Source organism: Rhizobium sp. UFLA01-1127, assembly GCF_059803845.1.
In genome coordinates this window covers 1-23,028 of record NZ_JAUQTZ010000010.1, presented here as the reverse complement: position 1 = coordinate 23,028, position 23,028 = coordinate 1, and the positions used below count along the sequence as shown (strand labels likewise).

General features: G+C 60.4%; 27 protein-coding genes and 1 pseudogene. 6 read left to right on the top strand and 22 right to left on the bottom strand.

The genetic code is table 11. The features are described from left to right. Positions 1-62 precede the first annotated feature (62 nt). The 6 genes from tolB to ybgC form a co-directional block, all read right to left on the bottom strand. Positions 63-1,367 (bottom strand): Tol-Pal system beta propeller repeat protein TolB, encoded by a 1,305-nt coding sequence (gene tolB / locus Q4Q11_RS04170; RefSeq protein ID WP_113213652.1) that lies wholly within the window; start codon positions 1,365-1,367, stop codon positions 63-65. A 20-nt stretch (positions 1,368-1,387) separates the two neighbouring features. Continuing rightward, the gene (gene tolA / locus Q4Q11_RS04165) at positions 1,388-1,741 is read right to left on the bottom strand and encodes a cell envelope integrity protein TolA (protein WP_498568742.1); all 354 of its coding nucleotides are present in this window, start codon (positions 1,739-1,741) and stop codon (positions 1,388-1,390) included. 71 nt (positions 1,742-1,812) lie between these two features. After that, the gene (gene tolA / locus Q4Q11_RS04160) at positions 1,813-3,042 is read right to left on the bottom strand and encodes a cell envelope integrity protein TolA (protein ID WP_498568741.1); all 1,230 of its coding nucleotides are present in this window, start codon (positions 3,040-3,042) and stop codon (positions 1,813-1,815) included. A 9-nt stretch (positions 3,043-3,051) separates the two neighbouring features. After that, positions 3,052-3,510, bottom strand: a complete 459-nt coding sequence (gene tolR, locus Q4Q11_RS04155) for a protein TolR (RefSeq protein WP_112503243.1) — start codon at positions 3,508-3,510, stop codon at positions 3,052-3,054. Between the two features lie 27 nt (positions 3,511-3,537). After that, positions 3,538-4,260: a protein TolQ gene (tolQ, locus tag Q4Q11_RS04150; RefSeq protein ID WP_112503241.1), complete on the bottom strand. Its 723-nt coding sequence runs from the start codon at positions 4,258-4,260 to the stop codon at positions 3,538-3,540. Between the two features lie 416 nt (positions 4,261-4,676). Continuing rightward, the gene (gene ybgC, locus Q4Q11_RS04145) at positions 4,677-5,132 is read right to left on the bottom strand and encodes a tol-pal system-associated acyl-CoA thioesterase (RefSeq protein WP_498568740.1); all 456 of its coding nucleotides are present in this window, start codon (positions 5,130-5,132) and stop codon (positions 4,677-4,679) included. A 136-nt stretch (positions 5,133-5,268) separates the two neighbouring features. Between ybgC and Q4Q11_RS04140 the strand changes: the two genes are divergently transcribed. The 3 genes from Q4Q11_RS04140 to Q4Q11_RS04130 are packed head-to-tail and all read left to right on the top strand — an operon-like array spanning position 5,269 to position 8,275. After that, positions 5,269-6,489, top strand: a complete 1,221-nt coding sequence (locus tag Q4Q11_RS04140) for an NAD-dependent epimerase/dehydratase family protein (protein ID WP_113222755.1) — start codon at positions 5,269-5,271, stop codon at positions 6,487-6,489. 14 nt (positions 6,490-6,503) lie between these two features. Beyond that, positions 6,504-7,352, top strand: coding sequence for a glycosyltransferase (locus Q4Q11_RS04135; protein ID WP_113222915.1), 849 nt, complete (start codon positions 6,504-6,506; stop codon positions 7,350-7,352). After that, positions 7,349-8,275, top strand: a complete 927-nt coding sequence (locus tag Q4Q11_RS04130) for an NAD-dependent epimerase/dehydratase family protein (protein WP_498568739.1) — start codon at positions 7,349-7,351, stop codon at positions 8,273-8,275. Before Q4Q11_RS04135 ends, Q4Q11_RS04130 begins: the two co-directional genes overlap by 4 nt. Here Q4Q11_RS04130 and Q4Q11_RS04125 read toward each other — a convergent pair. The 8 genes from Q4Q11_RS04125 to ruvC form a co-directional block, all read right to left on the bottom strand. Next, positions 8,244-8,807: a DinB family protein gene (locus tag Q4Q11_RS04125; protein WP_498568738.1), complete on the bottom strand. Its 564-nt coding sequence runs from the start codon at positions 8,805-8,807 to the stop codon at positions 8,244-8,246. The genes Q4Q11_RS04130 and Q4Q11_RS04125 overlap by 32 nt on opposite strands. Positions 8,808-8,816: 9 nt before the next feature. Next, a complete protein-coding gene (locus Q4Q11_RS04120; RefSeq protein WP_113213561.1) occupies positions 8,817-9,326 on the bottom strand; it encodes an NUDIX hydrolase in 510 nt (169 codons plus the stop codon). 6 nt (positions 9,327-9,332) lie between these two features. Next, complete coding sequence (locus tag Q4Q11_RS04115) at positions 9,333-10,235, bottom strand: metallophosphoesterase (RefSeq protein ID WP_112503226.1); 903 nt, start codon at positions 10,233-10,235, stop codon at positions 9,333-9,335. After that, the gene (gene ruvB / locus Q4Q11_RS04110; RefSeq protein ID WP_112503224.1) at positions 10,236-11,276 is read right to left on the bottom strand and encodes a Holliday junction branch migration DNA helicase RuvB; all 1,041 of its coding nucleotides are present in this window, start codon (positions 11,274-11,276) and stop codon (positions 10,236-10,238) included. It abuts the gene before it with no gap. Between the two features lie 153 nt (positions 11,277-11,429). After that, positions 11,430-12,044 carry a Holliday junction branch migration protein RuvA gene (gene ruvA / locus Q4Q11_RS04105; protein ID WP_113213562.1) on the bottom strand — a complete coding sequence of 205 codons (615 nt, stop codon included), beginning with the start codon at positions 12,042-12,044 and terminating at the stop codon, positions 11,430-11,432. A gap of 12 nt (positions 12,045-12,056) precedes the next feature. Beyond that, positions 12,057-12,470 (bottom strand): type II toxin-antitoxin system VapC family toxin, encoded by a 414-nt coding sequence (locus Q4Q11_RS04100; RefSeq protein ID WP_498568737.1) that lies wholly within the window; start codon positions 12,468-12,470, stop codon positions 12,057-12,059. A 2-nt stretch (positions 12,471-12,472) separates the two neighbouring features. Then, on the bottom strand, positions 12,473-12,724 hold the full coding sequence (locus tag Q4Q11_RS04095; RefSeq protein ID WP_112503215.1) for an AbrB/MazE/SpoVT family DNA-binding domain-containing protein: 252 nt from the start codon (positions 12,722-12,724) through the stop codon (positions 12,473-12,475). Positions 12,725-12,784: 60 nt separating this feature from the next. Further along, positions 12,785-13,297 (bottom strand): crossover junction endodeoxyribonuclease RuvC, encoded by a 513-nt coding sequence (ruvC, locus tag Q4Q11_RS04090; RefSeq protein ID WP_112503213.1) that lies wholly within the window; start codon positions 13,295-13,297, stop codon positions 12,785-12,787. A 190-nt stretch (positions 13,298-13,487) separates the two neighbouring features. Between ruvC and Q4Q11_RS04085 the strand changes: the two genes are divergently transcribed. Then, the gene (locus tag Q4Q11_RS04085; RefSeq protein WP_498568736.1) at positions 13,488-14,486 is read left to right on the top strand and encodes an LLM class flavin-dependent oxidoreductase; all 999 of its coding nucleotides are present in this window, start codon (positions 13,488-13,490) and stop codon (positions 14,484-14,486) included. Positions 14,487-14,549: 63 nt separating this feature from the next. On the opposite strand, the gene Q4Q11_RS04080 is transcribed toward Q4Q11_RS04085, so the two are convergent. From Q4Q11_RS04080 to Q4Q11_RS04070, 3 genes are all read right to left on the bottom strand, one after another. Beyond that, positions 14,550-14,987, bottom strand: coding sequence for a DoxX family protein (locus tag Q4Q11_RS04080; protein WP_112503207.1), 438 nt, complete (start codon positions 14,985-14,987; stop codon positions 14,550-14,552). 104 nt (positions 14,988-15,091) lie between these two features. After that, a complete protein-coding gene (locus Q4Q11_RS04075; protein ID WP_112503204.1) occupies positions 15,092-15,553 on the bottom strand; it encodes a tetratricopeptide repeat protein in 462 nt (153 codons plus the stop codon). 25 nt (positions 15,554-15,578) lie between these two features. Continuing rightward, positions 15,579-16,553 (bottom strand): MBL fold metallo-hydrolase, encoded by a 975-nt coding sequence (locus Q4Q11_RS04070; protein ID WP_112503201.1) that lies wholly within the window; start codon positions 16,551-16,553, stop codon positions 15,579-15,581. A 596-nt stretch (positions 16,554-17,149) separates the two neighbouring features. Here Q4Q11_RS04070 and Q4Q11_RS04065 point away from each other — a divergent pair. Both Q4Q11_RS04065 and Q4Q11_RS04060 read left to right on the top strand, forming a co-directional pair. Then, positions 17,150-17,761 (top strand): annotated as a pseudogene (locus Q4Q11_RS04065) (sigma-70 family RNA polymerase sigma factor); the annotation flags it as partial. After that, positions 17,758-18,561 carry an anti-sigma factor family protein gene (locus Q4Q11_RS04060; RefSeq protein WP_498568735.1) on the top strand — a complete coding sequence of 268 codons (804 nt, stop codon included), beginning with the start codon at positions 17,758-17,760 and terminating at the stop codon, positions 18,559-18,561. The pseudogene Q4Q11_RS04065 and the gene Q4Q11_RS04060, both read left to right, overlap by 4 nt. 160 nt (positions 18,562-18,721) lie before the next feature. Here Q4Q11_RS04060 and Q4Q11_RS04055 read toward each other — a convergent pair whose 3' ends face one another. From Q4Q11_RS04055 to Q4Q11_RS04035, 5 genes are all read right to left on the bottom strand, one after another. Further along, positions 18,722-19,468: a YebC/PmpR family DNA-binding transcriptional regulator gene (locus tag Q4Q11_RS04055; RefSeq protein WP_112503189.1), complete on the bottom strand. Its 747-nt coding sequence runs from the start codon at positions 19,466-19,468 to the stop codon at positions 18,722-18,724. Positions 19,469-19,602: 134 nt separating this feature from the next. After that, on the bottom strand, positions 19,603-20,445 hold the full coding sequence (locus Q4Q11_RS04050) for an MBL fold metallo-hydrolase (protein ID WP_498568734.1): 843 nt from the start codon (positions 20,443-20,445) through the stop codon (positions 19,603-19,605). 125 nt (positions 20,446-20,570) lie between these two features. Beyond that, entirely contained in the window at positions 20,571-21,395 is an 825-nt protein-coding gene (locus tag Q4Q11_RS04045) for a TIGR00282 family metallophosphoesterase (protein ID WP_498568733.1), read from the bottom strand. 3 nt (positions 21,396-21,398) lie between these two features. Then, positions 21,399-21,986 carry a 5-formyltetrahydrofolate cyclo-ligase gene (locus Q4Q11_RS04040; RefSeq protein WP_113213655.1) on the bottom strand — a complete coding sequence of 196 codons (588 nt, stop codon included), beginning with the start codon at positions 21,984-21,986 and terminating at the stop codon, positions 21,399-21,401. A 106-nt stretch (positions 21,987-22,092) separates the two neighbouring features. Continuing rightward, positions 22,093-22,767 carry an HAD family hydrolase gene (locus Q4Q11_RS04035; RefSeq protein ID WP_498568732.1) on the bottom strand — a complete coding sequence of 225 codons (675 nt, stop codon included), beginning with the start codon at positions 22,765-22,767 and terminating at the stop codon, positions 22,093-22,095. Positions 22,768-23,028: the final 261 nt, after the last annotated feature.

Sequence of the window (23,028 nt, the reverse complement as noted above, 5' to 3'; positions counted from 1 at the left end):
AAAATCGTCGTGAAGCGGTCCAGTCACAGGACTTTGCGGCGATAAAGTGGCAAGCCGCTTCATCACTCGAGCAGCGGCGACCAGGCGGGGTCGGAAGCGAAGCCCGGCGTCGGGATCTTCTGTTCGTTATAGCCGGTTAGATCGATGGAGAAGAGCTGCGGGCCGCCTGCGCCGGCCGGCTGGCGGAAGAACATGATGACGCGGCCGTTCGGCGCCCAGGTCGGACCTTCATTATGGAAGCCGGTGGTCAGCAGGCGCTCGCCCGAACCATCCGTCTTCATGACGCCGATGGAGAAGCTTCCGCCGGACTGTTTGGTGAAGGCGATGAGATCGCCGCGCGGCGACCAGACCGGCGTGGAATAGGAGCCGTCACCGAAAGAAATGCGGCGCTGGTTGGAGCCATCGGCATTCATCACATAGATCTGCGGCTTACCGCCGCGGTCACTTTCAAAGGCGACCTGCGTGCCGTCGGGCGAATAGGAGGGCGACGTGTCGATCGCGGCCGTCGAAGTCAGGCGGGTCGTGGTGCGCGAACGCAGGTCCATCGTGTAGATATTGGCATTACCTTCCTGCTGCAGGCTCATGATCACGCGCTGGCCGTCCGGCGAGAAGCGCGGCGAGAAGGTCATGCCCGGGAAGTTGCCGACCAGTTCGCGCTGGCCCGTCTGCAGCTGCAGCAGGTAGACGCGCGGCTGCTGATTGGCGAAGGACATGTAGGTCACTTCCTGCCGGTTCGGCGAAAAGCGCGGTGTCAGCACGAGATCGCTGCCGTCGGTCAGCATGCGCACGTTGGCGCCGTCCTGGTCCATGATGCCGAGCTGCGTCTTGCGGGCCGTCTTCGGGCCGCTTTCCGCGACGAAAACGACGCGCGTATCGAAATAACCCTTCTCGCCGGTGATCTTCTGATAGATCGCATCGGCGATGATATGGGCAACGCGGCGCCAGTTGTCCGGCTGGGCAAAGAACTGCTGGCCGATCATCTGGCTGTTGCCGAACGTGTCCCACAGGCGGAATTCGGCACGAAGGCGGCCGCCTTCCTGCGTCACCCGGCCGGTTACGAGCGCCTGCGCGTTGATCGAGGTCCAATCCTGGAAGCGCGGGGTCGAATCCGGATTGGTGATCTTTTCGATGAAGGCCTGCTTGTTGATCGGAGCGAACAGGCCGGAACGCTGCAGGTCGGCGGCGATCACGCCCGAGATCTGCGGGCCGAGGCTATCATTCGACAGAAGGTCGGTGATGGCGATCGGCATGGGCTGGACGTTGCCCTTGTTGATGTTTAGCTCGACCACGGCGTAGGCCGGAGTGGCGAAGACTGCCGTCAGGCCTGCCAGCACCAGCAGGAGACGAACGAGGGAGTTTCTGATCATATGTATCAAGCCTTTCAGCATTAATTCGCTGGATCACTGGCATCGAAGCGAAGCATCACTTCTTTCCAGTCGTCATATTGATCTATTGGTAGGTTTTTGAACGGAGCGGCCCGGAGCACGGCTCGCACAGCGGCGGCCTCCATAGCTTGTTGCGTCGCCTTGGGTCCACCAGCCGCGGTAACCTTCGGTTCGCCCACGATCTCTCCGCTTCGGCTGAGCTTGAGATGCACCCGGACGTGGACATGCTTCGCCCCTGCCATGCCCGGAGGGATATTCCAGCTTTTAGCAACGTCGTCGCGGAGACTGTTCCTAGCGGAATTTTCTTGCGGCTGCGTCGCGCTTGCAGCCTGTGCGGACACGAAGCCAGTCAACATCACCCCCAAGGCCGTAAGCAAGCTCAGGCCGAAACGGGGACAGTGGTTCGTCGAAAGCCGCGCTCCCTCCATCACATCCCCATATCCGCTGCGCTGAAGTTCACGACGACTTCCTGCCAGTCTTCATACTTGTCGGCCGGAAGAATCTTCAGGTACTCCGATTGCGCCCGAAGAACAGCACGTACAGCGGCGCCCTGCATGGCTGCCTGCGTCGAAGCCGGTCCGCCGCTCGTGGTCGCCTCCGGCTCGCCAACGATCTGCCCGGATTTGTCGAGCCTGAAGTGAATCTTGACGCGCACGTCTCCAGCGCCTTCAAGACCGGGCGTAAGGTTCCAGTATTTTTGGATCAGATCGCGCAAACCGTCTTGCTGGCTCTGGCTGAGCTTGCCGGCGCCCATCGATTTCATGCCACCGCGCGAGGTGACCGGCGTATCCGCACCGGCAGAAGCCTGCTTGGGCGAACGCGCAGCGCCGCCTTTGGATGACGTATTGTTCAGGACATTGGCGATCTCGTCAGCAAGACCATCGTCAAGGCCCTTGTTGGAGGCCTTTGGAGTCTGACGCTTCTTGTCGGCGTCCTTCTTGCCGTCATCCGTGGATGTGGTTTTGCTCGTGCTCTGCGTCGTCGTCTTGTCCGTCGGCTTTGCTTCGGCCACCTTCGTCTCCGGCTTGGGCGTCGGCTTGACTTCCGGCTTCTGCTCGGCGGCCTTCGGCGGTGTCGGCTGCGGCTTCACATCCGGCACCGGAACATTATTCGGCAGCTGGATTTCAGCCTGCTCGATCGGCTGGGGCGTCGGCGGGGTCGGCGTCGCATCGGCTTTTGGCGTCGGCGGCGTGGGGTCCGTCTTCGGCGTCGGAGTCGGCGTCACATCCGGCTTCTGCTGCGGAATGGCGGCAACTTCCTTCGGCGCGGCTTCCGTTTCCTGCTGCTCGATCGTCTTGACGTCGTTCGGGCGCGGATCGTCCTGTGGAACAGGCGTTTCCACCTTCTTCGGCGCTAGGGCTGCAGTCTCACTCTCCGGCCGTTGCGTCGGCACGACCGGGTTCTTGATATCGACCTTGTTCTCGCCGACGTTCTGCGCGTTGGCGACCTGGTCCTGCTTCGTGGTCTGCTTGCGCGAGACGTGGTCCGTCACCGGCGCTTTCTTCTCGCCCTGCTGAAGCTGGTCAGCCGTCACGATATCGACATCCATCGCCGTGCTTTCCGGCGTTTCCAGCGGCGCCGGCGCACTCAGCGTCACCATGGCGCCGATCAGCACCAGGATGTGAATGACAGCAGATGTGGCAAGGCTGCGCTTCATGTCGGTTCGTCAGTGATCCGTTATCTGCTGCGTGACCAAGCCGATATTCTTGTAACCAGCTTCCTGGATGCGCGACATGACATCGGCGATCACGCCATAGGGCGCCTTGCCGTCACCGCGCACGAAAATGCGCTCGTTATAGCCAGTGGTTGCTATCGCCTTGAGTTTGGCGGCGACTTCGGCGACGTCGATCTGCGTCTCCTGCAGGAACACCTGGCCATCGGCCTTGATCGAAATGGTAATGGGCTGGGTCTGGGCATTCAGCGCGCCCGCCTGCGTCTGCGGCAGATCGATCGGAACACCAGACGTCATCATCGGCGCCGCCACCATGAAGATGATCAGCAGCACGAGCATGACGTCGACCAGCGGCGTCACGTTAATATCGGCGATCGGGCCGCCTCGGCCTCCGCCGCGGCGACCGCCCCGGCGGCCTCCGCCGCCGCCTTTGCCTCCAACAGACATTGCCATGTGAATTACTCCGGTTCTGTCCGCAACTTATTGAGCAGCCTGGCGCGGCTGCAGCTTCTCATCGATCTGGCGCGAAAGGATGGCGGAGAATTCATCCGCAAAGCCTTCCATGCGCGCCGAAAGCTTGCCGGCATCGCCGGAAAACTTGTTGTAGGCGATAACCGCCGGGATAGCGGCGACCAGACCGATGGCGGTTGCCAGCAGCGCTTCGGCGATACCGGGCGCAACGACCGCCAGGTTGGTCGATTTCGAGCCGGCGATCGCCTGGAACGAGGTCATGATACCGACGACCGTACCGAAAAGACCGATGAACGGACCGGCTGAACCGATGGTTGCGAGCGATGCGAGGCGGGCGGTGAGATGTTCCGATTCGCGAGCCAGCGTCACGTCCATCGCGCGGTCGATACGCATCTGCAGGCCGATCGGCGAACGGGCGCCGCGCTCGAAGGATTTCTTCCATTCACGCATGGCCGCGACGAAGATGGCGCCGAGGCCCGTATTGTTGCGTTCGGAAAGCGTCCGGTACAGCTCTTCGAGGGACTGGCCGGACCAGAAGACCTGCTCGAAGTGATCGAACTGCCGCCGCGCCCGTGCGTAGCTTAGATATTTATCGATAACGATCGCCCAGGTCCATACGGACGCTGCCAGCAGGCCGATCATGACGAGCTTGACCACCAGGCCCGCCTGCATGAAGAGCGACCAGAGCGTGATGTCCGGTGTGGTGGCCGCTGCCAATGCTACTTGTTCCATTGATCCAAAATCCCCGAATCCAAACGCCCGGCGCTAGACCGGGCGGCTAAAAGTGATCTCACAAGAATTGTTTGGCAGCCGCCGCTGAACGCCCTGGTCAAGCCTTCCAAGCTTACAACTGCCTTCTTGCCGTCAAATTTGGTCAAAGGAAGGCGTGCACCGCACAAACTCCGACAGAACCAGTAAGACACTATTATGGTTAAAAGAATGTTAGCGTCGAAACATGAAGGATTTAACGGCGGCGAAGGCTATTCTGGCTCCAGGGAAGAACTGACCGGACGAAACCGGCGACAAACGCAGACAAAGCTTGCGTGGAGAATTCCTTCACATAAAACTCAAGTTATTGCAAGCGACCTGTCCGCAACGGCCGCATGTCTGCAAGCGGCCGCCATAGCCGCGAGCCGGCGAACCCCGGCCTAACCAGCGTTTTCCGATGCCGTCAGCATCTGCGCGGCAAGCTTTTCCGGCAGGCGGCGCGGACGACCCTTTGCGTTGATCACGGCTATGATGACCTTGGCTGCGATCAGCAGCATGTCGCCGCGCCGGATCTCCTGCGACAGCACCATCTTGGCGCCGCCGGCCTTTTCGGTCACCGTGCGGATCGTCAGAACGTCATCCATCCGCGCCGGCCCTTTGAAGTCGATCTCCATGCGGTGGACGACGAAAACCAGCCCCTCTACATCGGCATTCAGGAGCTCGCGCTGCTCCACGCCGAGACAGCGAAGATAGTCCGTGCGTCCCCGCTCGAGGAAATGCAGGTAGCGCGCGTGATAGACGAGGCCGGAAAAATCCGTATCCTCATAGTAGACTCGCTGCACCAGCCGATGGCTTCCGGCTTCCAGTTCCCCAGCAATCAGAAAGGGGCTGTTCATCTTTGCCGCATCTCCTTGAATGTCCGGCATCTCTTTGGCCGAAGTTCTGCCATCAAGCAAGCTTTGAACAATTGTCATAAACTCCGACTATCCGGAATGGTGCCGGCTAGCGGATCGGCGCAGAAGGAAAAATCTCATGAAAATAGCGGTTATGGGCGGCGACGGATTCATCGGCTGGCCGACCTCGCTCCATCTCTCCGACGCTGGTCATGAGATCCACATCCTGGACAACCTCTCCCGCCGCTGGATCGACACGGAATTGGGCGTCCAGTCGCTGACGCCGATGGATTCGATCCAGGAGCGCACCCGCATCTGGCATGCCGAAACCGGCCGCCGCATCCATTTCAACCTGATCGATTTGGCCAAGGACTACGAGCTTCTGAAGAAGTGGCTGGCAGAGCACCGCCCCGATGCCATCGTGCATTTCGCCGAGCAGCGCGCCGCCCCCTATTCGATGAAGAGCGACCGCCACAAGAACTACACGGTCAACAATAACGTCAACGCCACCCATAATCTGCTGAACGCGCTGGTCGAACTCAATCTCGACGCGCATCTCGTGCATCTCGGCACGATGGGCGTCTATGGCTATTCCACCATCGGCGCCGCCATCCCCGAAGGCTATCTGCCTGTCGGCATCGATACCGCCGACGGCCGCACGGTCAGCCAGGAGATCCTCTATCCGGCCAATCCCGGCTCGGTCTACCACATGACAAAATGCCTCGATCAGCTGCTCTTCCAGTTCTATGCCAAGAATGACGGGGTGAGGATCACCGACCTGCATCAGGGCATCGTCTGGGGCACGCATACCGAGCAGACGCGCCGGCATACGCAGCTGATCAACCGTTTCGACTATGATGGCGACTACGGAACCGTGCTCAACCGTTTCCTCATCCAGGCGGCGATCGGCTATCCCCTGACGGTGCACGGCACCGGCGGCCAGACCCGCGCCTTCATCCATATCCAGGACTCCGTGCGCTGCATCGAACTGGCTCTGAAGAACCCGCCGGCCCACGGGGCGCGCGTCGAAATCTTCAACCAGATGACAGAGACCCATCGCGTGCGCGACCTCGCCGACATGATCGCCAGGATGAGCGGCGCGGAAGTGGTCCGCCTGCCCAATCCGCGCAAGGAAGCGCCTGAGAACGACCTCGTCGTCAAGAACGACAAGTTCCTCGATCTCGGGCTGGCGCCGATCACGCTTGAAACTGGGCTGCTGGGAGAAATCGTCGATGTCGCCAGGAAATACGCCTACCGCGTCGATCGTTCGCGCGTTCCGGCCGTCTCCGCCTGGACCAGGGATCTTGCCGCAACGGTCAATCATGACCCGGAGGGCAAGAGGCTGAAGTCCGTGTCATGATGCCGGGAAGCGAAATGCTGCAGGGATTGCGCCCGCGGACCCGCCCTCGCGCCAGGCAGGCATTCGTGACGCTCGTCACGAATGCCAATTACGCCATGGGCGCGCTGGCGCTGGCACGTTCGATCGTTCATGCCGGCACGAAAGCCGATATCGTCGCATTGCATACGGCCGGCGCCGGTGAAGCGGACCTCGCGCCGCTGGCTGCGCTCGACTGCCGGCTGGTCGAAGTCGAGCACCTTCCCTTGTCGGACGCCTTCAACGAGCGGCATGCCCGCGGCAACCTCCATGCCGCTGCTCCCTTCAGCAAGGGCCGCAAGCCTTCCTTCCACACGCCACTCGACAATTTCTGCAAGCTACGGCTCTGGCAGCTGATCGAATACGACACCTGCGTCTTCATCGATGCGGATGCGCTGGTGCTGCGAAACGTCGATCGGCTCTTCGACTATCCGGAATTTTCCGCCGCGCCGAACGTCTACGAAAGCCTTGCCGATTTCCACCGGTTGAATTCGGGCGTCTTCGTCGCCAAGCCGTCGCTTGCGACCTTTCAGCACATGCTGGAGAGCCTCGATCGCCCCGACGTCTTCTGGCGGCGCACCGACCAGACCTTCCTCGAGACCTTCTTCCCGGATTGGCACGGACTGCCCATCTTCATGAACATGCTGCAATATGTCTGGTTCAGCATGCCCGAGCTCTGGAACTGGAACAGCGTCTCGATCCTGCATTATCAATATGAGAAGCCCTGGGAAGAAAACCATCCCAAGGCCGAACAGCTCAAGCCGCTGATCGACCTGTGGCATAGCTTCCATACCGGCCGAGACATGCCGGATATCGCCACGCTCGCAAATCCGAAAGCGGCGGCATGAAAGTCCTCATTTCAGGCGGAACCGGCCTTGTCGGCCGATACATTGCCCAAGAGCTGCTATCTGCCGGGTACAAGGTTGCGGTCGGCGGACGCAGCCCGCCGCCAAAAGATTTCTTTCAGCAGCCAACCTCCTTCGTGCCTCTGAGCCTCGATCCTGCAGAAAATCAGAGCAATGTTTTCGACGACGCGTATTTCTTCGTGCACGCGGCCTTCAGCCATGTCGCAGGCAAATATCGCGGCGGCGAAGGCAACGATCCGGAAGGATTTCGCCGGCTCAATCTCGACGGCTCCGTCAAACTCTTCGAGACCGCCAGAAAGGCCGGCATCCGCCGCTGCATCTTTCTTTCCTCCCGCGCCGTCTATGGTGATGGGATCGCCGGAAAGGAGCTGACCGAGGCGACCAGACCGGAGCCGAACACGCTCTACGGCGAGGTGAAGCGCGACGCAGAACATGCCCTGTTTTCCCTGTCTGCGCCCGGCTTCGCGACTGCGAGCCTGCGCGCAACCGGCGTTTATGGCGACCTGCGGCCCAACAAATGGGACAAATTGTTCGACGACTATCTGAACGGCAAACCGGTTTCTTCCCGTGCGGGAACCGAAGTTCACGGCCGCGACCTCGGCCGCGCGGTTCGTCTTCTGCTGGAAACGGAAGCCGGCCGCATCGACCGCGAGGCCTTCAACCTATCGGATATTCTGACCGATACACACGAAATCCTGGGCAATCTTCAAAGCGCAACGGGCTGTCCTCACGCACTGCCGGCACCTGCAGCTCACGACGCGCTCAGCACCATGAATACGTCGAGGATCTATGCCCTCGGCTGGCGAGGCGGCGGAAAGGACTTATTCCGGCAAACGATAGAAACGCTGGCAAAATCGCGGCCGCGCCACGGCATCAGCGCATCAGCTTCGTCTCGTCCCAATTGAGCGCGGCCAATTCCTCTTCCCTGAACCGCGCATCGTCGGAAACGATGAATTCGTCAAGCTGCGGCGGCGCGACACTGGTTCCTGCCAGCATGGCATGCACCTGGCCGCGATGATGCGTCTGATGCTGAAACAGATGGTTCAGCACATCGTCCGCTCGCTCTCGCTGGATGCGGCCATCGCGTCGAATATCGACGATCCGCATCGCCGTCTCCGGCGTCAGATCTTCGCAGAAGGCCACCAGCCGCCGATCGACGTCCGCCTGCTGCTTGCTCAATTCGTCGAGGCGGTCGAAAGGCTCCTCGACATCGAATGCCTTCAGACCCAGCGTGCCGCCTTCCAGCGCATCGACATAGAACCAGTCGACCGTCAGGATATGGTTGAGGGTCGCCCTGATCGACGGAAAGAAGCTCACCCGCGTGGCTTCGAACTCGCCGGGTTGAAGCGCCGCGCAGGCCTGGTGCAGCCGGACATTCGCCAAGGCGTTGTTATAGGCAAGCTTGCGAAAGCTGCGGACCGGATCGAAAGCAACCATCAAGTCCCCCTAGGCGCTGTCCAGATCGCCATCCCGCCAGACGAGATGGCGAGAGGTTAGCGGCAGGTTCTCGATTTCCTCGGCAATGAAATAGGGCGGGATATCGAGCGCAACCAGCGCCTCGCGCGTGGCTCGCACCCATTTGAATTCCAGCTCGTTGTCGCCATCCTCGATGCGATGCACGATCCGCTTGGGATCGAAGGGAAACTCGGCTGGAATATCCATCAGGTAGTAGAGGCCGAGCTCATGCCAGTCCAGCTGCTCGTAATGGAAGAAGTTCTCGACCGACCAGAGGAGGCGCCCGACCGCCACGTCGACGCCGAGCTCTTCCATCATCTCCCGCCGCAAGGTTTCTTCCGAGGTCTCGCCGATCTCGGCGCGGCCGCCGGGAAAGGTCCAGAAGCTCTCGTGCACCGCCCGGTGCACCAGGACATGTCCCTCACGAAATCCGAGACCTGCGACGCGTACCTGGAAACGTGCGCGGCCGGCGTTCAATCTGATGTGTTTGCGTTTCGGCATGATCCCTTATCCTACATCGATCAGGAGGATCTCAGGCGGAACGCCGAAGCGGACCGGCGCGATGGAACAGCCGAGGCCGCCGGATACGATGATATGGCGTTCCTCCTCGACGATATGGCCGTAGACATATCGGTCACCATAACGCGAGGGCGAGTAGGGCGACCAGCCGAAAATCCTCACCTGTCCGCCATGCGTGTGTCCCGACAGGGTGAGCGACACCCGCGACGGTACGGCAGGAAAGATATCCGGCTCGTGCGCGAGAAGGATGACGGGGGCGTCATCCATAACCTGCGCCAGTGTCCCGTCGAGATCGTCGAGTCCTCTTGTAAAGGGGCGCTTCCAGCGCATGCTCCGGCGCAGAGCAAGCTGATCCTCGACGCCGGCGAGCCAGAATCCGTGCCCGTCCTTTTCCAGGCGCACGGCTCGGTTGGAATAAACTTCGATGTCCACGGCCGACAAGGCTCGGTGGCTGAAGGTAGGCCCATGACCGATTCTTTGAGCCGTTGCGTCATGCCACCAGTCGTGATTGCCGACGATGGCGTGAACGCCAAGCGGCGCCTTCAGCTGCGCAAGCTCTGCCGCCCATATGCGATGATCGACACGGCCGGTAATGAGATTGGTTCCCGAGGTATAGTCGCCAAGCAGCAGGATGATATCGCCGCCAAGCTCGTTGGCATGAGCGCAGATCGAGGCAATGCGCTCGGCCGTCATCCAGGGCTCGCAGGCGTGGAAATCGGCAAGCGCCACGATCCTGAGCTTCAGCCCGGGCGTCCATCCCGGTGGGCTCAATGCATAGCGGGTGACATTCAGGCGAACGACGGGCTCATATCCGAGAGCATATCCTCCGAGTGCCATCAAACCGAACAGACTGCCGCCGAAAAGCTTCAGGAAGGCGCGACGGCCGAGCATTCAGTCTCCCTCCTGGAACAGCCGGAATTGCGCGGCCTCCAGATCCTTGGGTGGCTGCATGCCGAGATGTTTCCAGGCAATCGCGGTCAAAACCCGGCCGCGGGGCGTCCTTTGAATGAAGCCCTGCTGGATCATATAGGGTTCGATAATGTCCTCGATCGCGTCGCGCGGCTCGGAAAGACCGGCCGCAATGGTTTCGATGCCGACAGGCCCGCCGCCAAAATTGACTGCGATCATGTTGAGATAGCGCTTGTCGAGTTGATCGAAGCCGACATTGTCGACGAGAAGCCGTGTCAGCGCCTCATCGGCAATCTCCCGCGTCACCGCTTCCGCCTTGGCGACTTCGGCAAAATCGCGCACGCGGCGCAGCAGGCGGCCGGCGATACGCGGCGTACCGCGGGCACGACGCGCAATCTCGCGCGCGCCCTCATCCGTCATGCCGAGGCCCATCAGCCTCGCGCCGCGCCGGACGATCAGCTCAAGCTCTTCGACCGTATAGAAGCTCAGCCGGACGGGGATGCCGAAACGGTCGCGCAGCGGCGTCGTCAGCAGTCCGAGGCGGGTCGTCGCGGCAACCAGCGTGAATTTGGCGAGATCGATCTTCACCGAGCGCGCCGCCGGCCCCTCGCCGATGATGAGGTCGAGCTGGAAATCCTCCATGGCCGGATACAGGATTTCTTCGACAGCCGGATTGAGACGATGGATTTCGTCGATGAAAAGCACGTCGCGCTCTTCGAGATTGGTGAGCAGTGCGGCAAGATCGCCCGCCTTGGCGATGACGGGTCCGGATGTCGAGCGGAAATTGACGCCGAGTTCCTTGGCCATGATCTGCGCCAGCGTCGTCTTGCCGAGGCCGGGCGGACCGACGAACAGCACATGGTCCAGCGCCTCGCCGCGTCCCTTGGCCGCCTCGATGAAAATCTTCAGGTTGGCGCGCGCCTCCGCCTGGCCGGTGAATTCGTCCAGCGACTGCGGCCTGAGCGTCGCATCGATGTCTTCGCCCCGCTTTTCCGGCGATATCAGACGTGCGGCTTCACTCATGTCAGAGGTTCCATTCCGGGTATGCGCTTTGCGGTTCCAGTGCCGTAGGCGTTATCACATCCGCCGCATCAAAAATACTCTTTGACGAAGGAGTGCCGAAGCTCGATCTCGCGACTTTGCGACAATAGTCAGGATTGCGGAAGGTGCAAAGCCTCACCGCGACAGTTCCTTGAGACCGAAGCGGATGAGCTTGGCGCTGTCAGCACCCTCACCGGCCGATTTCATCGCCGCGGCAACGGCGTTCGCCGCCTGATCGCGGGAATAGCCGAGATTGGTGAGTGCCGAAACCGCGTCGGCAACGGGCGCTGCGGCAACCCCGTCTCCCAGTTCCTGCTTGAGCCCGATATTGGCTGCATCGCCGGCAAAAGCCGGCGCCTTGTTCTTGAGCTCCGTCACGATGCGCATGGCGACTTTCGGACCTACCCCCGGCGCCCGCGAAACGGCGGCACGATCCTGCAGGGCGATCGCATTGGCAAGCTCGGCGGGCGTCAGCGTCGATAGCAGCGCCAGCGCCACCTTGGCGCCCACGCCCTGCACCGTCTGCACGATATTGAACCATTCGCGTTCCAGCGCCGTCATGAAGCCGAAGAGCCGGATCTGATCCTCGCGGACATAGGTTTCGATGAAAAGGATGCAGGCCTCGCCAACGGAACCGAGCTTCGACAATGTTCGGGCTGAGCAATAGGCGACATAGCAGACGCCATGCACGTCCACGAGCACATAGTCTTCGCCGATCTCTTCGATTGTGCCTTTCAGCTTGCCGATCATGGATGATGTCCGTCAGGGATGGGTTTCGGGAGAGATGAGCTCAACGGCCGGGAAATAGGATCGATAGCCTTTGGAATCTCGTGTCAATATCGAGTAACCGCGAATAGCGGCATGCGCACCGATCAGAAAATCGGGAAGAACACGCTCGCTTCCCCCACCACTCTGACGATAGATCTTGAAAGCCGCGGCAGCGGCAAATGCAGCGGCCCAAGGCAGGTTTTCGCGACGAAATTCGCTTTGCGGCAACAGTTCGTCCACCTGGTCCACACTGCTGTAGCGCACCGAGAATTCCGCATAGATAATGGGGTTGATGACGACCGGTCCTCGCTTGAAAGCAGAAAGAACCTGCCCGCTGGACCACCCATGCCAAGTTGAATTGGATATCGCCAAATCAACCAGCACATTCGTATCGACGATGGTGACCATATTCACCGGTCACGCGTCATCGACATCAGCGCTTCGGCGTCGATATCTTGATCGCCGGTACCTTCCAAGCGCTTGAGAGCGGCCATGAACCGATCGAGCCGCTGCCGATCTTCCATTTCCCGCTTACCGTTCTTGGGCGAAACAACCAGCTTTCCATCCTCGACGGAAAATATGACTTCACTGTTGAGCTCTATGCCAGCCAATTCACGCAAGTCGCGGGGAATGGTCACTTGCCCTTTGGATGTCACACGCATTCTTACTCTCCGATCTTAGAGTAAGAATTATCATTACCACAGGAACAAGTCAAGAACAAACTATCCCGCCAATGCCGCCTGCCGCAGCCGGCTGGCGCCGCGGTTATGGGCATGGCAGATAGCAATGGCGAGCGCATCGGCAGCGTCATTGCCCTTGAATTCCACTTTGGGCATCAGGATCTTGAGCATCATGTGGATCTGCTGCTTCTCGCCATGTCCCACGCCGATGACCGCCTTCTTGACCGCATTCGGCGCATATTCCGATACCGGCAGGCCGGCGCGTGCCGGAACCAGCATGACGACACCGCGGGCCTGCCCGAGCTTCAAGGTTGCCACCGCATCCTTGTTGACGAAGGTCTGCTCGACGGCCGCCTCGTCCGGCTGGTAGCTGTGCACGACATCGGCAAGCCCGTCGTGCAGTTGGCACAGACGGGACGCGAGATCCATCTCTCCATCCGAAGTCACGGTTCCCGATGCGACGAAACGCAGGGAGTTGCCAAGCGTATCGATGATACCCCAACCGGTGCGGCGCAGGCCCGGATCGATGCCGATGATGCGAATCGTATTCTGCATAAGCCAACCTATCTTTCGGGCGGAAGATGTGCCAGCAAAATGTGAACAAAACAAAAACGGGGCACTGACTGGGCCGCGGGAGCCGTGCCGGAAACATCGTGACGAAATTGCGGCAACAGGGTTTGGAATAGGCACGCAGCGCTCCTACATGTGGGTGCGACCCTCCCCTCCACCACGCAGGTTTCTTGCCATGGTTCCCTTTTCCATCCTCGACCTTTCGCCCGTTGCCGAAGGCAGCACCATCAGCCAGTCCTTCGAGAGTTCGAGGCGCATGGCGCAGAAGGCGGAAGAGCTTGGCTACAACAGGTTCTGGCTTGCCGAACATCACGGCATGCCCGGCGTCGCAAGTGCTGCGACTTCAGTCGTTATCGGCCATGTCGGCGCGGCGACCTCGCGTATCCGCATCGGCTCGGGCGGCGTCATGCTGCCAAACCATTCGCCGCTCGTTATCGCCGAACAGTTCGGCACGCTGGAAGCGCTGTTTCCCGGCCGAGTCGACCTCGGCCTCGGCCGCGCGCCCGGCACCGACATGCGCACGGCACAGGCCCTGCGCCGCAATATCGATGCCGGCGCGCAAAGCTTCCCGCAGGATATCGTCGAGCTTCAGCATCTCCTCAGTCCCGCCGACGAAGGCCAGATCATTCTTGCCGTTCCCGGCCATGGCGCCAACGTACCGATCTGGCTGCTCGGCTCCAGCCTCTACAGCGCCCACCTCGCCGCCATGCTCGGCCTGCCCTATGCCTTCGCCTCGCATTTCGCCCCGGAAGCATTGATGGATGCCATCGCCATCTATCGCGAGCGCTTCACGCCATCGGCCACGCTCGCCAAGCCCTATGTGATGGTCGGCATCATGGGCGCAGTAGCGGATACGGACGAAGAGGCGCAATATCACTTCACCTCCGCACAGCAGCAATTCGTCAATCTCCGCCGCAACGTGCGCGGCCTCTTCCCGCGTCCGCGCCGCGACATGGATGATTTCTGGACGCCGATGGAAAAGCTGAACGTGGAAAATACGCTGCGCTACGCAGTGGTCGGCTCGCCCGGAACGGGGGAGGCGAAGCTTTCGCAATTCATCAAGGACACGGAAGCCGATGAAGTCATCATATCGATGCCGATCCATGACATCGAGGCGCGCTTGAAATCGGTGGAATTCTTCGCGACGCTTCCAAGCTTCAGGAAGATCTCCTGATTTTCAGGCAGTCTATGCGGTGAGCCGATCTCATATACGCGGCTCACCGGCCGATCGACGGGCTCAAGCCACGAGCCTCGTCTTCCAATGACGCCGGATGAGCATATCGAGCGACAGCTTGCCCGCACCGGCGACGATCAGGGCGAACATGCCGCCTGCAATCGCCAAATCCTTTTCGAAGTGCAGCAGCTCGTTATGGCTGGCGAAGTTGTTGTGAAAGAGCAGCGCCGTCAGCAGGCAGAACAGGCCGAGGCCAAAAGCCGCGAGGCGAGTCATCAGCCCGAGCGCAATGGCAAGTCCGGCGGCAAGCTGCAGCACGATCGTTGCCGTGGCGATGGGAGCGGTGACGCCGAGCCTTGCCATCGCCTCCAATGCAGTATCGAGATTGCTGGCAAGTTCGAAGCCTTCTTCCAGAAAGAGCAGCGACAGCAGCAGGCGGCCGAACAGCAGTGCCATGTCGGCCATATTCACAAGAACGGCATTCTCCTCTTCGAATTCCATGACCTTTCTCCTTCCCGTCGGGATCCACACGCTTTCCGGTCCTGCCCGGCAGCATCCCCTCGATGTGATCGAGGGGATGCTGCCGGATCGGTTGAGGTCGTGCGCTAGTTGGTGCTCTTGGCGGTGATCGCCTTGGTCAGATCTTCAAGTTCTTCGCATCCCGCCGGGCAAAGCTTGGTTAGGGCGGCAAGCTGCTCGCGAGCCTTGGGCATATCGCCGGTCTCGACATAGAGTTCGCCGAGATATTCGTGCGCGCCCTTGTGATCCGGCTGCAGTTCCAGGGCCTTGGTGTAGTAGGTCAGCGATGTCTTGAAGTCGCCGGTCTTGCGTAGGGTGAAGCCCATTAGGTTATAGACGTCGGCCTGCTGATGCTCTTCGGCGATATCGCGAAGCTCGGCAAGCGCACCGGCATAGTCCTTCGCGTCTATCTTGGCGCGAACCGAAGTCAGGTCGGGCGCATCGGTCGATTCCATATTGTCGACAGCGAAGGCAATGCCTGCGGTGGCAGCAGGCAGGATGGCGACGGCGCATAGGCCGGCGATCCCAAGAATGGCATTTCTGAACATGGTACTTGCTCCTGTTTTTGGCCGGTCAGGCCTGGATGGTGGGGGTGAAGCCATAGGCGTTGCCGTCCTTGACGAAGGTGCCGGAGCCCGGGAATGGGAAATGCGAGCCGCAAATCCTGATTTTGTCGGCAATGACGCGATCGATCAGCCTGCGGCGGGTGGCGACGGCCATCGGGCCGTCCTGGTCGTAAGCGCCTTCCCATTCCGGATGGGGCGCCAGCAGCGCCGGCACATACATGATGTCGGCAGAGACCATCAGCTGCTCGCTGCCGCCATCAATGAGGAAGACGGAATGACCGGGCGTATGGCCGTATGCGGCCAGCATGTGCACGCCGGGCACAACTTCCGCATTATCCTCGACCAGCTTCCAATTCTTCCATGTCGGGAAAACGGAGGCGATGCGCCGGCCGGCTTCCTTGCGGCCTTCCGCCAGCTTGTCGACGCGGCCGGGATCGGTCCACCAGTTGTATTCGGCGGCGTTGACGACCAGCTCGGCATTCGGGAAGACGGCGGCATTCGTCCCCTTTTCCATCAGGCCCCAGACATGGTCCGGGTGAAAATGCGAGATCATGATCGTATCGATCTTCTTGTAGTCGATGCCGGCGGCAGCCATGTTGGCCGGCAGATGCGTGGCGTTGGTCTGCCATTGGCCGACGCCCGAGCCGGCATCCATCATGATCTTGCGTCCGCCGATATCGAGAACGACAACGGTCAGGGGAATGGGCATGAAATCGGTCGTCAGGCCGGCTTTGGAAAGCGCTTCCTTGGTATCTTCGACGGAAGCGTTCTTGATGAAGGCCGGATCATGCGGCTTGCGCCAGATGCCGTCATAGATGGCCGTCACCTCGATCGAGCCGACTTTGTATTTGTAGAAGCCGACCGTCGGCTCCAGCGGCGTGGCTGCAAAGGCTTGCGGGATGAATTCGAGCTTCGCCGACAGTCCGAAGGCTGCCGCAGCTGCGGCCGTGCCGAGAACGGCGCGGCGGGTCATATCAAACATCGCAATATCTCCTCAGGGTTATGGCTTTCGGGCTAGGCGGAGGTCGCAAGCGATTGCGGCCATCCACTGAGGAAGAAGATCGGCGGTCACGGGTGCTTATTCCCCGCCGACCGAAGATTTCTTGCAAGCCATTGAAGTCCAATGGATTATTTTGCGGCGGGAGAATTACCGGATGCGATGGCGGACATTCCGCGTTCCGTGACTTCGACTTTTTTCATCCGACCAGGAATAAAACCCGCGCGAGCGCGATCTAGCTTTTCAGGCAACATTGCAAGCGCCTTAGCTGACGCTTACAGTCACAGCGGCGTTTTGCGGGGATCACGATGACAGACGCCCGACCTATGAGTTCGATGATACTTGGCGGCCAGCTCCGCCCATGGACATGGCGTTCGCTGCAAAACACCGCGATCAGCAGGTTTGCGCGATTTCTGGCTCGCCTGCGGGCCTTCATCACAGAACCGAAAACGATCAAACATGCCGCTTCCATGAAGGCAGAGCGATCGCATATGAGGCACGTCGGCGCCGCAAGCACCTTCTCCCCTCGGGGAGAAGGTGCTTGCGGCAACAACCTCATTTCATATGCAATTGCCCTGTTCATGACGGTGGCAGAATCTTCGGCAAATGCAGCGCCTTCAAAGCGCGCAATCTCCTCACCCGACGAAACCATGCGCCGCTTCCAGCGCACCATCATCCCGCATCTGGACGCCGCCTATAATTTCGCGCGCTTCCTGAGCCGGGACGCCGATGCCGCACAGGATATCGTGCAGGAGGCATATCTTCGTGCCTATCGCGGCTTTAGCGGCTTTCGGGACGGCGATGCCCGCGCCTGGACCTTCACCATCGTCCGCAATTGCTATCATGCCTGGCTGCAGGAGGGCCGGCGCAAGACCCGTTACGAACAGCCGATGACCGACGAAAGAGATTTGGAGGAAGGCTCGTCCTCTCCCGAGCCAGCCTCGGAGGAGGATACGCCGGAAGCCGCCTTCATCCGTAAATCGGAAACGCAGCGGGTGCGTGCGGTCATCAACATGTTGCCCGATGCCATGCGCGAGGTTCTGGTTCTGCGCGAACTCGAGGACCTCTCCTACAAGGAAATCGCCGACATTATCGATGCGCCGATCGGTACCGTCATGTCGCGCCTGGCCCGCGCCCGCCGCGATTTCGGCGAAGTCTGGCGCAGCCTCGAAGAAAAAGGGGCGGCGCGATGAGCGGTGAAGAACTTAAGGATCACAGCGAATGGGCAGACCTGCTGCACGGCTTCATCGACGGCGAATTGGACGCAGCCAATGCCGCCCGTTTCGAGGCGCATCTGGCAACTTGCCCAGAATGTGCCCGTGAAATGGAGAGTGCCATGATGGTCAAGCGTCTTTCCGCACGCGAAGGCGTCAAATGGCAAGCACCGGAGGCTGTGCATACCCGCGTTCAGGCCGCACTTTCGCTGGAACAGGCCATGACGAAACGCGCGACGACGGCAGCGGTCCAGACGGAGAGCCCATGGCATCGCGTTTGGCGATGGGTTCGCGAATGGAGCTTCGTGCCTTCGCTCGCTGTTCTGGCCGCGAGCCTCATGCTCGTGCTGAACGTGCCGCAGCAGAGCCAGACGATCGAGGATCAGCTTCTTGCGAGCCACGTCCGTTCGATGCTTGCCGATCACCTGACCGACGTGCTGACTTCAGACCAGCACACGGTCAAACCATGGTTCAACGGCAAGATCGACTTCTCTCCCCCTGTGGTCGATCTGGCGGCGCAGGGCTTCCCCTTGGTCGGCGGCCGGGTGGATTATCTCGATAGCCGCGTGGTGGCGGCGCTGATCTATCGCCGGCATGGCCATGTCATCAATCTCTTCATCTGGCCTGGCGCCGCAGGAGCCCAAATCAATGCGGAGAAGGACGGCTACAATTTTGCCGAATGGCACGCGGACGGGCTGGTCTTCTGGGCTGTCTCAGATGTCGCAGCACCGGACCTTGCTGCCTTCCGCGACGATTTTATCCGCGCGACGGCGCCATAAAGCAATTCCAGGAAAAGTGCGTAGCGGTTTTCCGTCCGGAATTGCGCAAATAACCAACGCGATAGAGTGTTTTCGCATTTCGGAGAAAAGCGAAAATGCTCTCAAGCAAAAAAGCCGGCCGCATCGCTGCAGTCGGCTTTTCTAAAAGACCCGGAAGGGATCAGGCCGAGAGCTTGGCCATAACTTCGTCCGAAACTTCGAAGTTCGAATAGACGTTCTGTACGTCGTCATCGTCTTCAAGGTTTTCGATGAGCTTCATCAGCGACTGGGCCTTTTCTTCGTCGACCGGCACATTGTTCTGCGCGCGCCAGATCGCCTTCACGGTTTCGGCTTCGCCGAGCGTCGCTTCGAGCGCCTTGGCGACTTCACCGAGGGATTCGAAGGCGCAGATGATCACATGGCCTTCTTCATCGCTTTCGACGTCATCGGCACCGGCTTCGATCGCCGCTTCCATGACCTTGTCGGCATCGCCGGCGGAAGGCTTGTAGGTGATTTCGCCGACGTGATCGAAAGAGAAGGACACCGAACCGGTTTCGCCAAGCGCACCGCCGGCCTTGGTGAAGATCGAGCGAACGTTGGATGCCGTGCGGTTGCGGTTGTCGGTCAGCGCTTCGACGATGATCGCCGTACCGCCCGGACCGTAGCCCTCGTAACGGATCGCATCGTAATTCTCGGTGTCGGCACCGGAAGCCTTCTTGATGGCACGATCGATATTGTCCTTCGGCATCGACTGGGCCTTGGCGTTCTGGATCGCCAGACGCAGGCTCGCGTTCATGCTCGGGTCGGGCAGACCCGATTTGGCAGCGACCGTGATTTCGCGCGCCAGTTTCGAGAACATTTTCGAGCGCACCGAGTCCTGACGGCCCTTGCGGTGCATGATGTTTTTAAACTGTGAATGGCCAGCCATGGCACCCCTGTTCACGTCTTTTGTTGGGAATGGCCGCCTTATAAGAGCGAAGCGGCCTTCATTCAAGTAAAAAGCCGGATAATGGGGATGCGAGACATCAGCCGTCAAGAAGAGCCAAAAACCGTTCCTCGCAATCAAAGCCCCTTGAGCACATAGATCAGCGGCTTGCGCGGCAAGCTCTTCACCGACACCGTGACGCTCGGTGTCGGCGCGTAACCGACATCGAAATCGGGACCGAACAAGGCCAGGAACTGGTCGATCGGCGGTCCCCATCGATGCATCGGCAGGATCAGCGATGAACGCAGCCGCTTGACGACACGGCTCATGCTGTCGGCGCCCATGGTCAGCCCGCCATCGACCGGCACCATCACCACATCAAGCCGACCGATCTCGGCATATTGCTGGTCGGTCAGCTCGAAATGCAGATGCCCCAGATGGCCGATGCAGAGGCCCGCCGCCTCGAAGATGAAGATCGAATTGCCATTGGCCTCGATGCCGCCGCCCCAGGAGCGAATGTCGGTCACGACATTGCGGATCAACGTATCGCCTACGGTCAGATGGATCTTCGCCGGCTCTCCAGGCACGTCGCTCCACCCGTGCAGCACATATTTGATCGCCGGATCGGGCGTCAAAGTGTAGTGGCTCGGATGCGCCTTGTTCATCGTCACGACTTCGGGCGTATACGGCGGCGGATAGGCGCCGCTGTAATCCGTGGCGATGGAAACGCCGCCTGGCGTTTCGATGAAGAACGTCGAGTGGCCAAGAAAGGTGATCTTCACATCACCATCGACGGGGTCATTGGCAAGCGTGGGGCCGGGAGTAGAAAAGCTGGCGAATGTCGCCTTGGGCAGGGATTGCGCGATCGCCTGGCATTGGCTGGGCTCCGGACGCGCCGGCTTTTGCTGGGCATCCGCCGCGCCCGAAGCAAAGATCATCATCAGGAAGAACGCGGCAAGGACAGGAAATCCCGGCATCATGCCATCCCTTCAAGCCAGACATTGGCGAAAGGATGCGGCATGACCCGAAACAGGTCCAGCGGCAATCAGACGCAATTGCTCACAATCGCGTCATCCCTCGAGGATGATGGATTATCGTCCAGCGATCAGCGCCAGAACTCCGGAATGGTTTCAGCAAGCCGCGGGCCGAGCCGCAAGGGCGCGATCTTTTCGGCCAGTCCCGTGACGTCGGAAATCTCGACGCCGGCGCCGCAAATTGTCGCAGGCCCGGAAGCCGCTTCGAACCGTCCCTTCGGCATTTTCGAAATGAACCGGTTGAGCGGTTCTTCCTTTTCCATGCCGAGCGAGGAATCGTAATCGCCGCACATGCCGGCATCCGACATATAGGCCGTGCCGCCGTTCAGGATCTGCGCGTCGGCAGTCGGCACATGCGTATGAGTGCCGACGACGAAACTTGCGCGACCATCGACGAAATGCCCGAAGCACTGCTTTTCGCTCGTCGCCTCTGCATGGAAGTCGAAGATGATGGCATCCGCCTGCTCCTTCAGCGGGCAGGCATCGAGAATGGCTTCCGCGGACTTGAAGGGATCGTCCAGCTCCGGATGCATGAAAACGCGGCCCATGATATTGGCAACGAGAACGCGCGCGCCGTTGCGAGCATAGTAAAGGCCGGAGCCACGGCCGGGCGTACCGGCCGGATAGTTGGCCGGACGCAGGAACTGGTCGTGGCGCTCGCAGAAGACAACGGCTTCCTTCTGGTCCCAGACATGGTTGCCCGTCGTCACGACGTCTGCGCCGGCATTGATCGTTTCGAGGAAGATGTCCTCGGTGATGCCGAAGCCGCCGGCGGCGTTTTCGCCATTGACAATGACGAAATCGAGCTTCAGGTCGGATACGAGCCCCGGAAGACGGTCCCATACCGCGGTTCGTCCCGTCTTGCCGACCATATCTCCCAGAAAAAGCAGCCGCATTCGCTATCCAATCACTTCCGAAACGAAATCGAGTCCGCTCTCGGTCAAAATCGCGTCAAGACGGACATCATGCGGCTCAGCCGGTACTGATGGCACTTCTTGGCAATCGAATGCAATGCCGATCAGCCGCGGATTCAATCCTTTTTGATGCAAGCGCTCGATCGCCCGGTCGTAATGACCGGCACCGTAGCCGATGCGATGGCCGCTTCTGTCGAAGGCCGAAAGCGGCACGAGCATGATATCGGGATCGAGCACCGCCGCGTCAGGCCCCGGCCCCGAAGTTCCGAATCCAACCGGAACCAATGGCACACCGGCAACGAGCTCACGAAAGACGATCGTGCTGCGGTCAAGGATTACGGGTACGCAAAGCCGCGCCCCACGCTCCCGCAGGCGCGCCATCAACGGTCTTATGTCCACTTCCGAACGGATCGGCAGAAAGCCGGAGACGATGTCTCCCGGCCCGATATCGATGGCGTCGCCGCCATGCACCACCATGGCGAGACCCTTTTCGATACGGTCCTCCGCCGGAATGGCGTCCCGTGCCGCCAGGCGCTCGTTGCGGTATCGGGCTTTCAGCTCTTTGGGAGTCATCGGATCTTCGCGAAAATTTATATTATCGCAAGATACATAATGAGCCGGCAGCCCATTGCAAAGCGCGAAAGCGACATGCAGTGGTCGCAGAAGGGAGCGGGCTGCGTCAGCCTTTGCGGATGATCGATAATTTTCCGTCGCCATCCGCATGCGCGCGAACATTTTCGTAATTCGGCAGCATGGTGTGATTGGTCTCGATCGGATGCGAATGCGTGGCGGTGATGACCACCACATCCGCACCAGCCGTCTCGCCCGCCTTGACGCCGGCCAAGACGTCTTCGAACACCAGGCATTCCGACGGACTGAGGCCAAGGCGCTGCGCGCCGAGGATATAGCCCTGCGGATCGGGCTTGCCGACCTTCACGTCCTCCGCGGTAACCATGAAGCGCGGCACAGGAATTCCGGCCGCATCCAGCCGCGCCAGCGCCAACCGATAGGGCGACGAGGTGACGATCGCCCAGCGCTCCGGCGGCAATGACGCAAGGAAATCGACGGCACCCGGCAGCGCGATCACACCTTCGACATCGGCAATCTCGGCTTCGGTGATCTTCAGCGCTTCCGCGACGGGATCGACGCCAGGCAGGTTCAGCTGGCCAATCGTATCCACTCCGCGCTTGCCGTGCATGGTCGGCATGAACGTCTCGACATCGAGACCCTGAGCGCGCGCCCAATTGCCCCAGACACGCTCGGCGGCGGCGATCGAATTGATGATCGTGCCGTCCATGTCGAACAGGAAGCCGGAGTAGGTCTTGGCGAAGGCGGAATTCGATGCGGCGGACAAGGATGGACCTTTCTGGATAAGACGGTGAGCGGCGGCAAACGCGTTTGAGGATATGAGCCCTTTCCGACTAACGGCAGCCATCGAAAGAAGCAAATAAATGCTGCGCTGGAAGCTCAGGAAAAGTCGGCCGGAGACAGGTGACTGAGAAAGACGAGAAAGGGCGCGCGGCGAACGAGTGTGCCGCGCGCCATGACTGTTATTCGCCGAGGCGGCTCTTCAGACCGTTGATGATGTGGTTTGCAAGTGCCTCATAGTCGTCAT

Excerpts from the sequence above, each read along its gene's own strand:
- Q4Q11_RS04060 (WP_498568735.1), top strand. The coding sequence starts at position 17,758 with ATGAGCGGTGAAGAACTTAAGGATCACAGCGAATGGGCAGACCTGCTG.
- ruvA (WP_113213562.1), bottom strand. The coding sequence starts at position 12,044 with ATGATCGGCAAGCTGAAAGGCACAATCGAAGAGATCGGCGAAGACTAT.
- tolA (WP_498568741.1), bottom strand. The coding sequence starts at position 3,042 with ATGAAGCGCAGCCTTGCCACATCTGCTGTCATTCACATCCTGGTGCTG.
- Q4Q11_RS04070 (WP_112503201.1), bottom strand. The coding sequence starts at position 16,553 with ATGTTTGATATGACCCGCCGCGCCGTTCTCGGCACGGCCGCAGCTGCG.
- Q4Q11_RS04075 (WP_112503204.1), bottom strand. The coding sequence starts at position 15,553 with ATGTTCAGAAATGCCATTCTTGGGATCGCCGGCCTATGCGCCGTCGCC.
- Q4Q11_RS04125 (WP_498568738.1), bottom strand. The coding sequence starts at position 8,807 with ATGGTTGCTTTCGATCCGGTCCGCAGCTTTCGCAAGCTTGCCTATAAC.
- Q4Q11_RS04055 (WP_112503189.1), bottom strand. The coding sequence starts at position 19,468 with ATGGCTGGCCATTCACAGTTTAAAAACATCATGCACCGCAAGGGCCGT.
- tolR (WP_112503243.1), bottom strand. The coding sequence starts at position 3,510 with ATGGCAATGTCTGTTGGAGGCAAAGGCGGCGGCGGAGGCCGCCGGGGC.
- Q4Q11_RS04045 (WP_498568733.1), bottom strand. The coding sequence starts at position 21,395 with ATGCGGCTGCTTTTTCTGGGAGATATGGTCGGCAAGACGGGACGAACC.
- Q4Q11_RS04040 (WP_113213655.1), bottom strand. The coding sequence starts at position 21,986 with ATGACTCCCAAAGAGCTGAAAGCCCGATACCGCAACGAGCGCCTGGCG.
- Q4Q11_RS04085 (WP_498568736.1), top strand. The coding sequence starts at position 13,488 with ATGGTTCCCTTTTCCATCCTCGACCTTTCGCCCGTTGCCGAAGGCAGC.
- Q4Q11_RS04135 (WP_113222915.1), top strand. The coding sequence starts at position 6,504 with ATGCTGCAGGGATTGCGCCCGCGGACCCGCCCTCGCGCCAGGCAGGCA.
- ybgC (WP_498568740.1), bottom strand. The coding sequence starts at position 5,132 with ATGAACAGCCCCTTTCTGATTGCTGGGGAACTGGAAGCCGGAAGCCAT.
- Q4Q11_RS04115 (WP_112503226.1), bottom strand. The coding sequence starts at position 10,235 with ATGCTCGGCCGTCGCGCCTTCCTGAAGCTTTTCGGCGGCAGTCTGTTC.
- Q4Q11_RS04120 (WP_113213561.1), bottom strand. The coding sequence starts at position 9,326 with ATGCCGAAACGCAAACACATCAGATTGAACGCCGGCCGCGCACGTTTC.
- Q4Q11_RS04130 (WP_498568739.1), top strand. The coding sequence starts at position 7,349 with ATGAAAGTCCTCATTTCAGGCGGAACCGGCCTTGTCGGCCGATACATT.
- Q4Q11_RS04100 (WP_498568737.1), bottom strand. The coding sequence starts at position 12,470 with ATGGTCACCATCGTCGATACGAATGTGCTGGTTGATTTGGCGATATCC.
- Q4Q11_RS04080 (WP_112503207.1), bottom strand. The coding sequence starts at position 14,987 with ATGGAATTCGAAGAGGAGAATGCCGTTCTTGTGAATATGGCCGACATG.
- ruvC (WP_112503213.1), bottom strand. The coding sequence starts at position 13,297 with ATGCAGAATACGATTCGCATCATCGGCATCGATCCGGGCCTGCGCCGC.
- tolA (WP_498568742.1), bottom strand. The coding sequence starts at position 1,741 with ATGTTGACTGGCTTCGTGTCCGCACAGGCTGCAAGCGCGACGCAGCCG.
- Q4Q11_RS04050 (WP_498568734.1), bottom strand. The coding sequence starts at position 20,445 with ATGATGCCGGGATTTCCTGTCCTTGCCGCGTTCTTCCTGATGATGATC.
- tolQ (WP_112503241.1), bottom strand. The coding sequence starts at position 4,260 with ATGGAACAAGTAGCATTGGCAGCGGCCACCACACCGGACATCACGCTC.
- Q4Q11_RS04095 (WP_112503215.1), bottom strand. The coding sequence starts at position 12,724 with ATGCGTGTGACATCCAAAGGGCAAGTGACCATTCCCCGCGACTTGCGT.
- Q4Q11_RS04140 (WP_113222755.1), top strand. The coding sequence starts at position 5,269 with ATGAAAATAGCGGTTATGGGCGGCGACGGATTCATCGGCTGGCCGACC.
- tolB (WP_113213652.1), bottom strand. The coding sequence starts at position 1,367 with ATGATCAGAAACTCCCTCGTTCGTCTCCTGCTGGTGCTGGCAGGCCTG.
- ruvB (WP_112503224.1), bottom strand. The coding sequence starts at position 11,276 with ATGAGTGAAGCCGCACGTCTGATATCGCCGGAAAAGCGGGGCGAAGAC.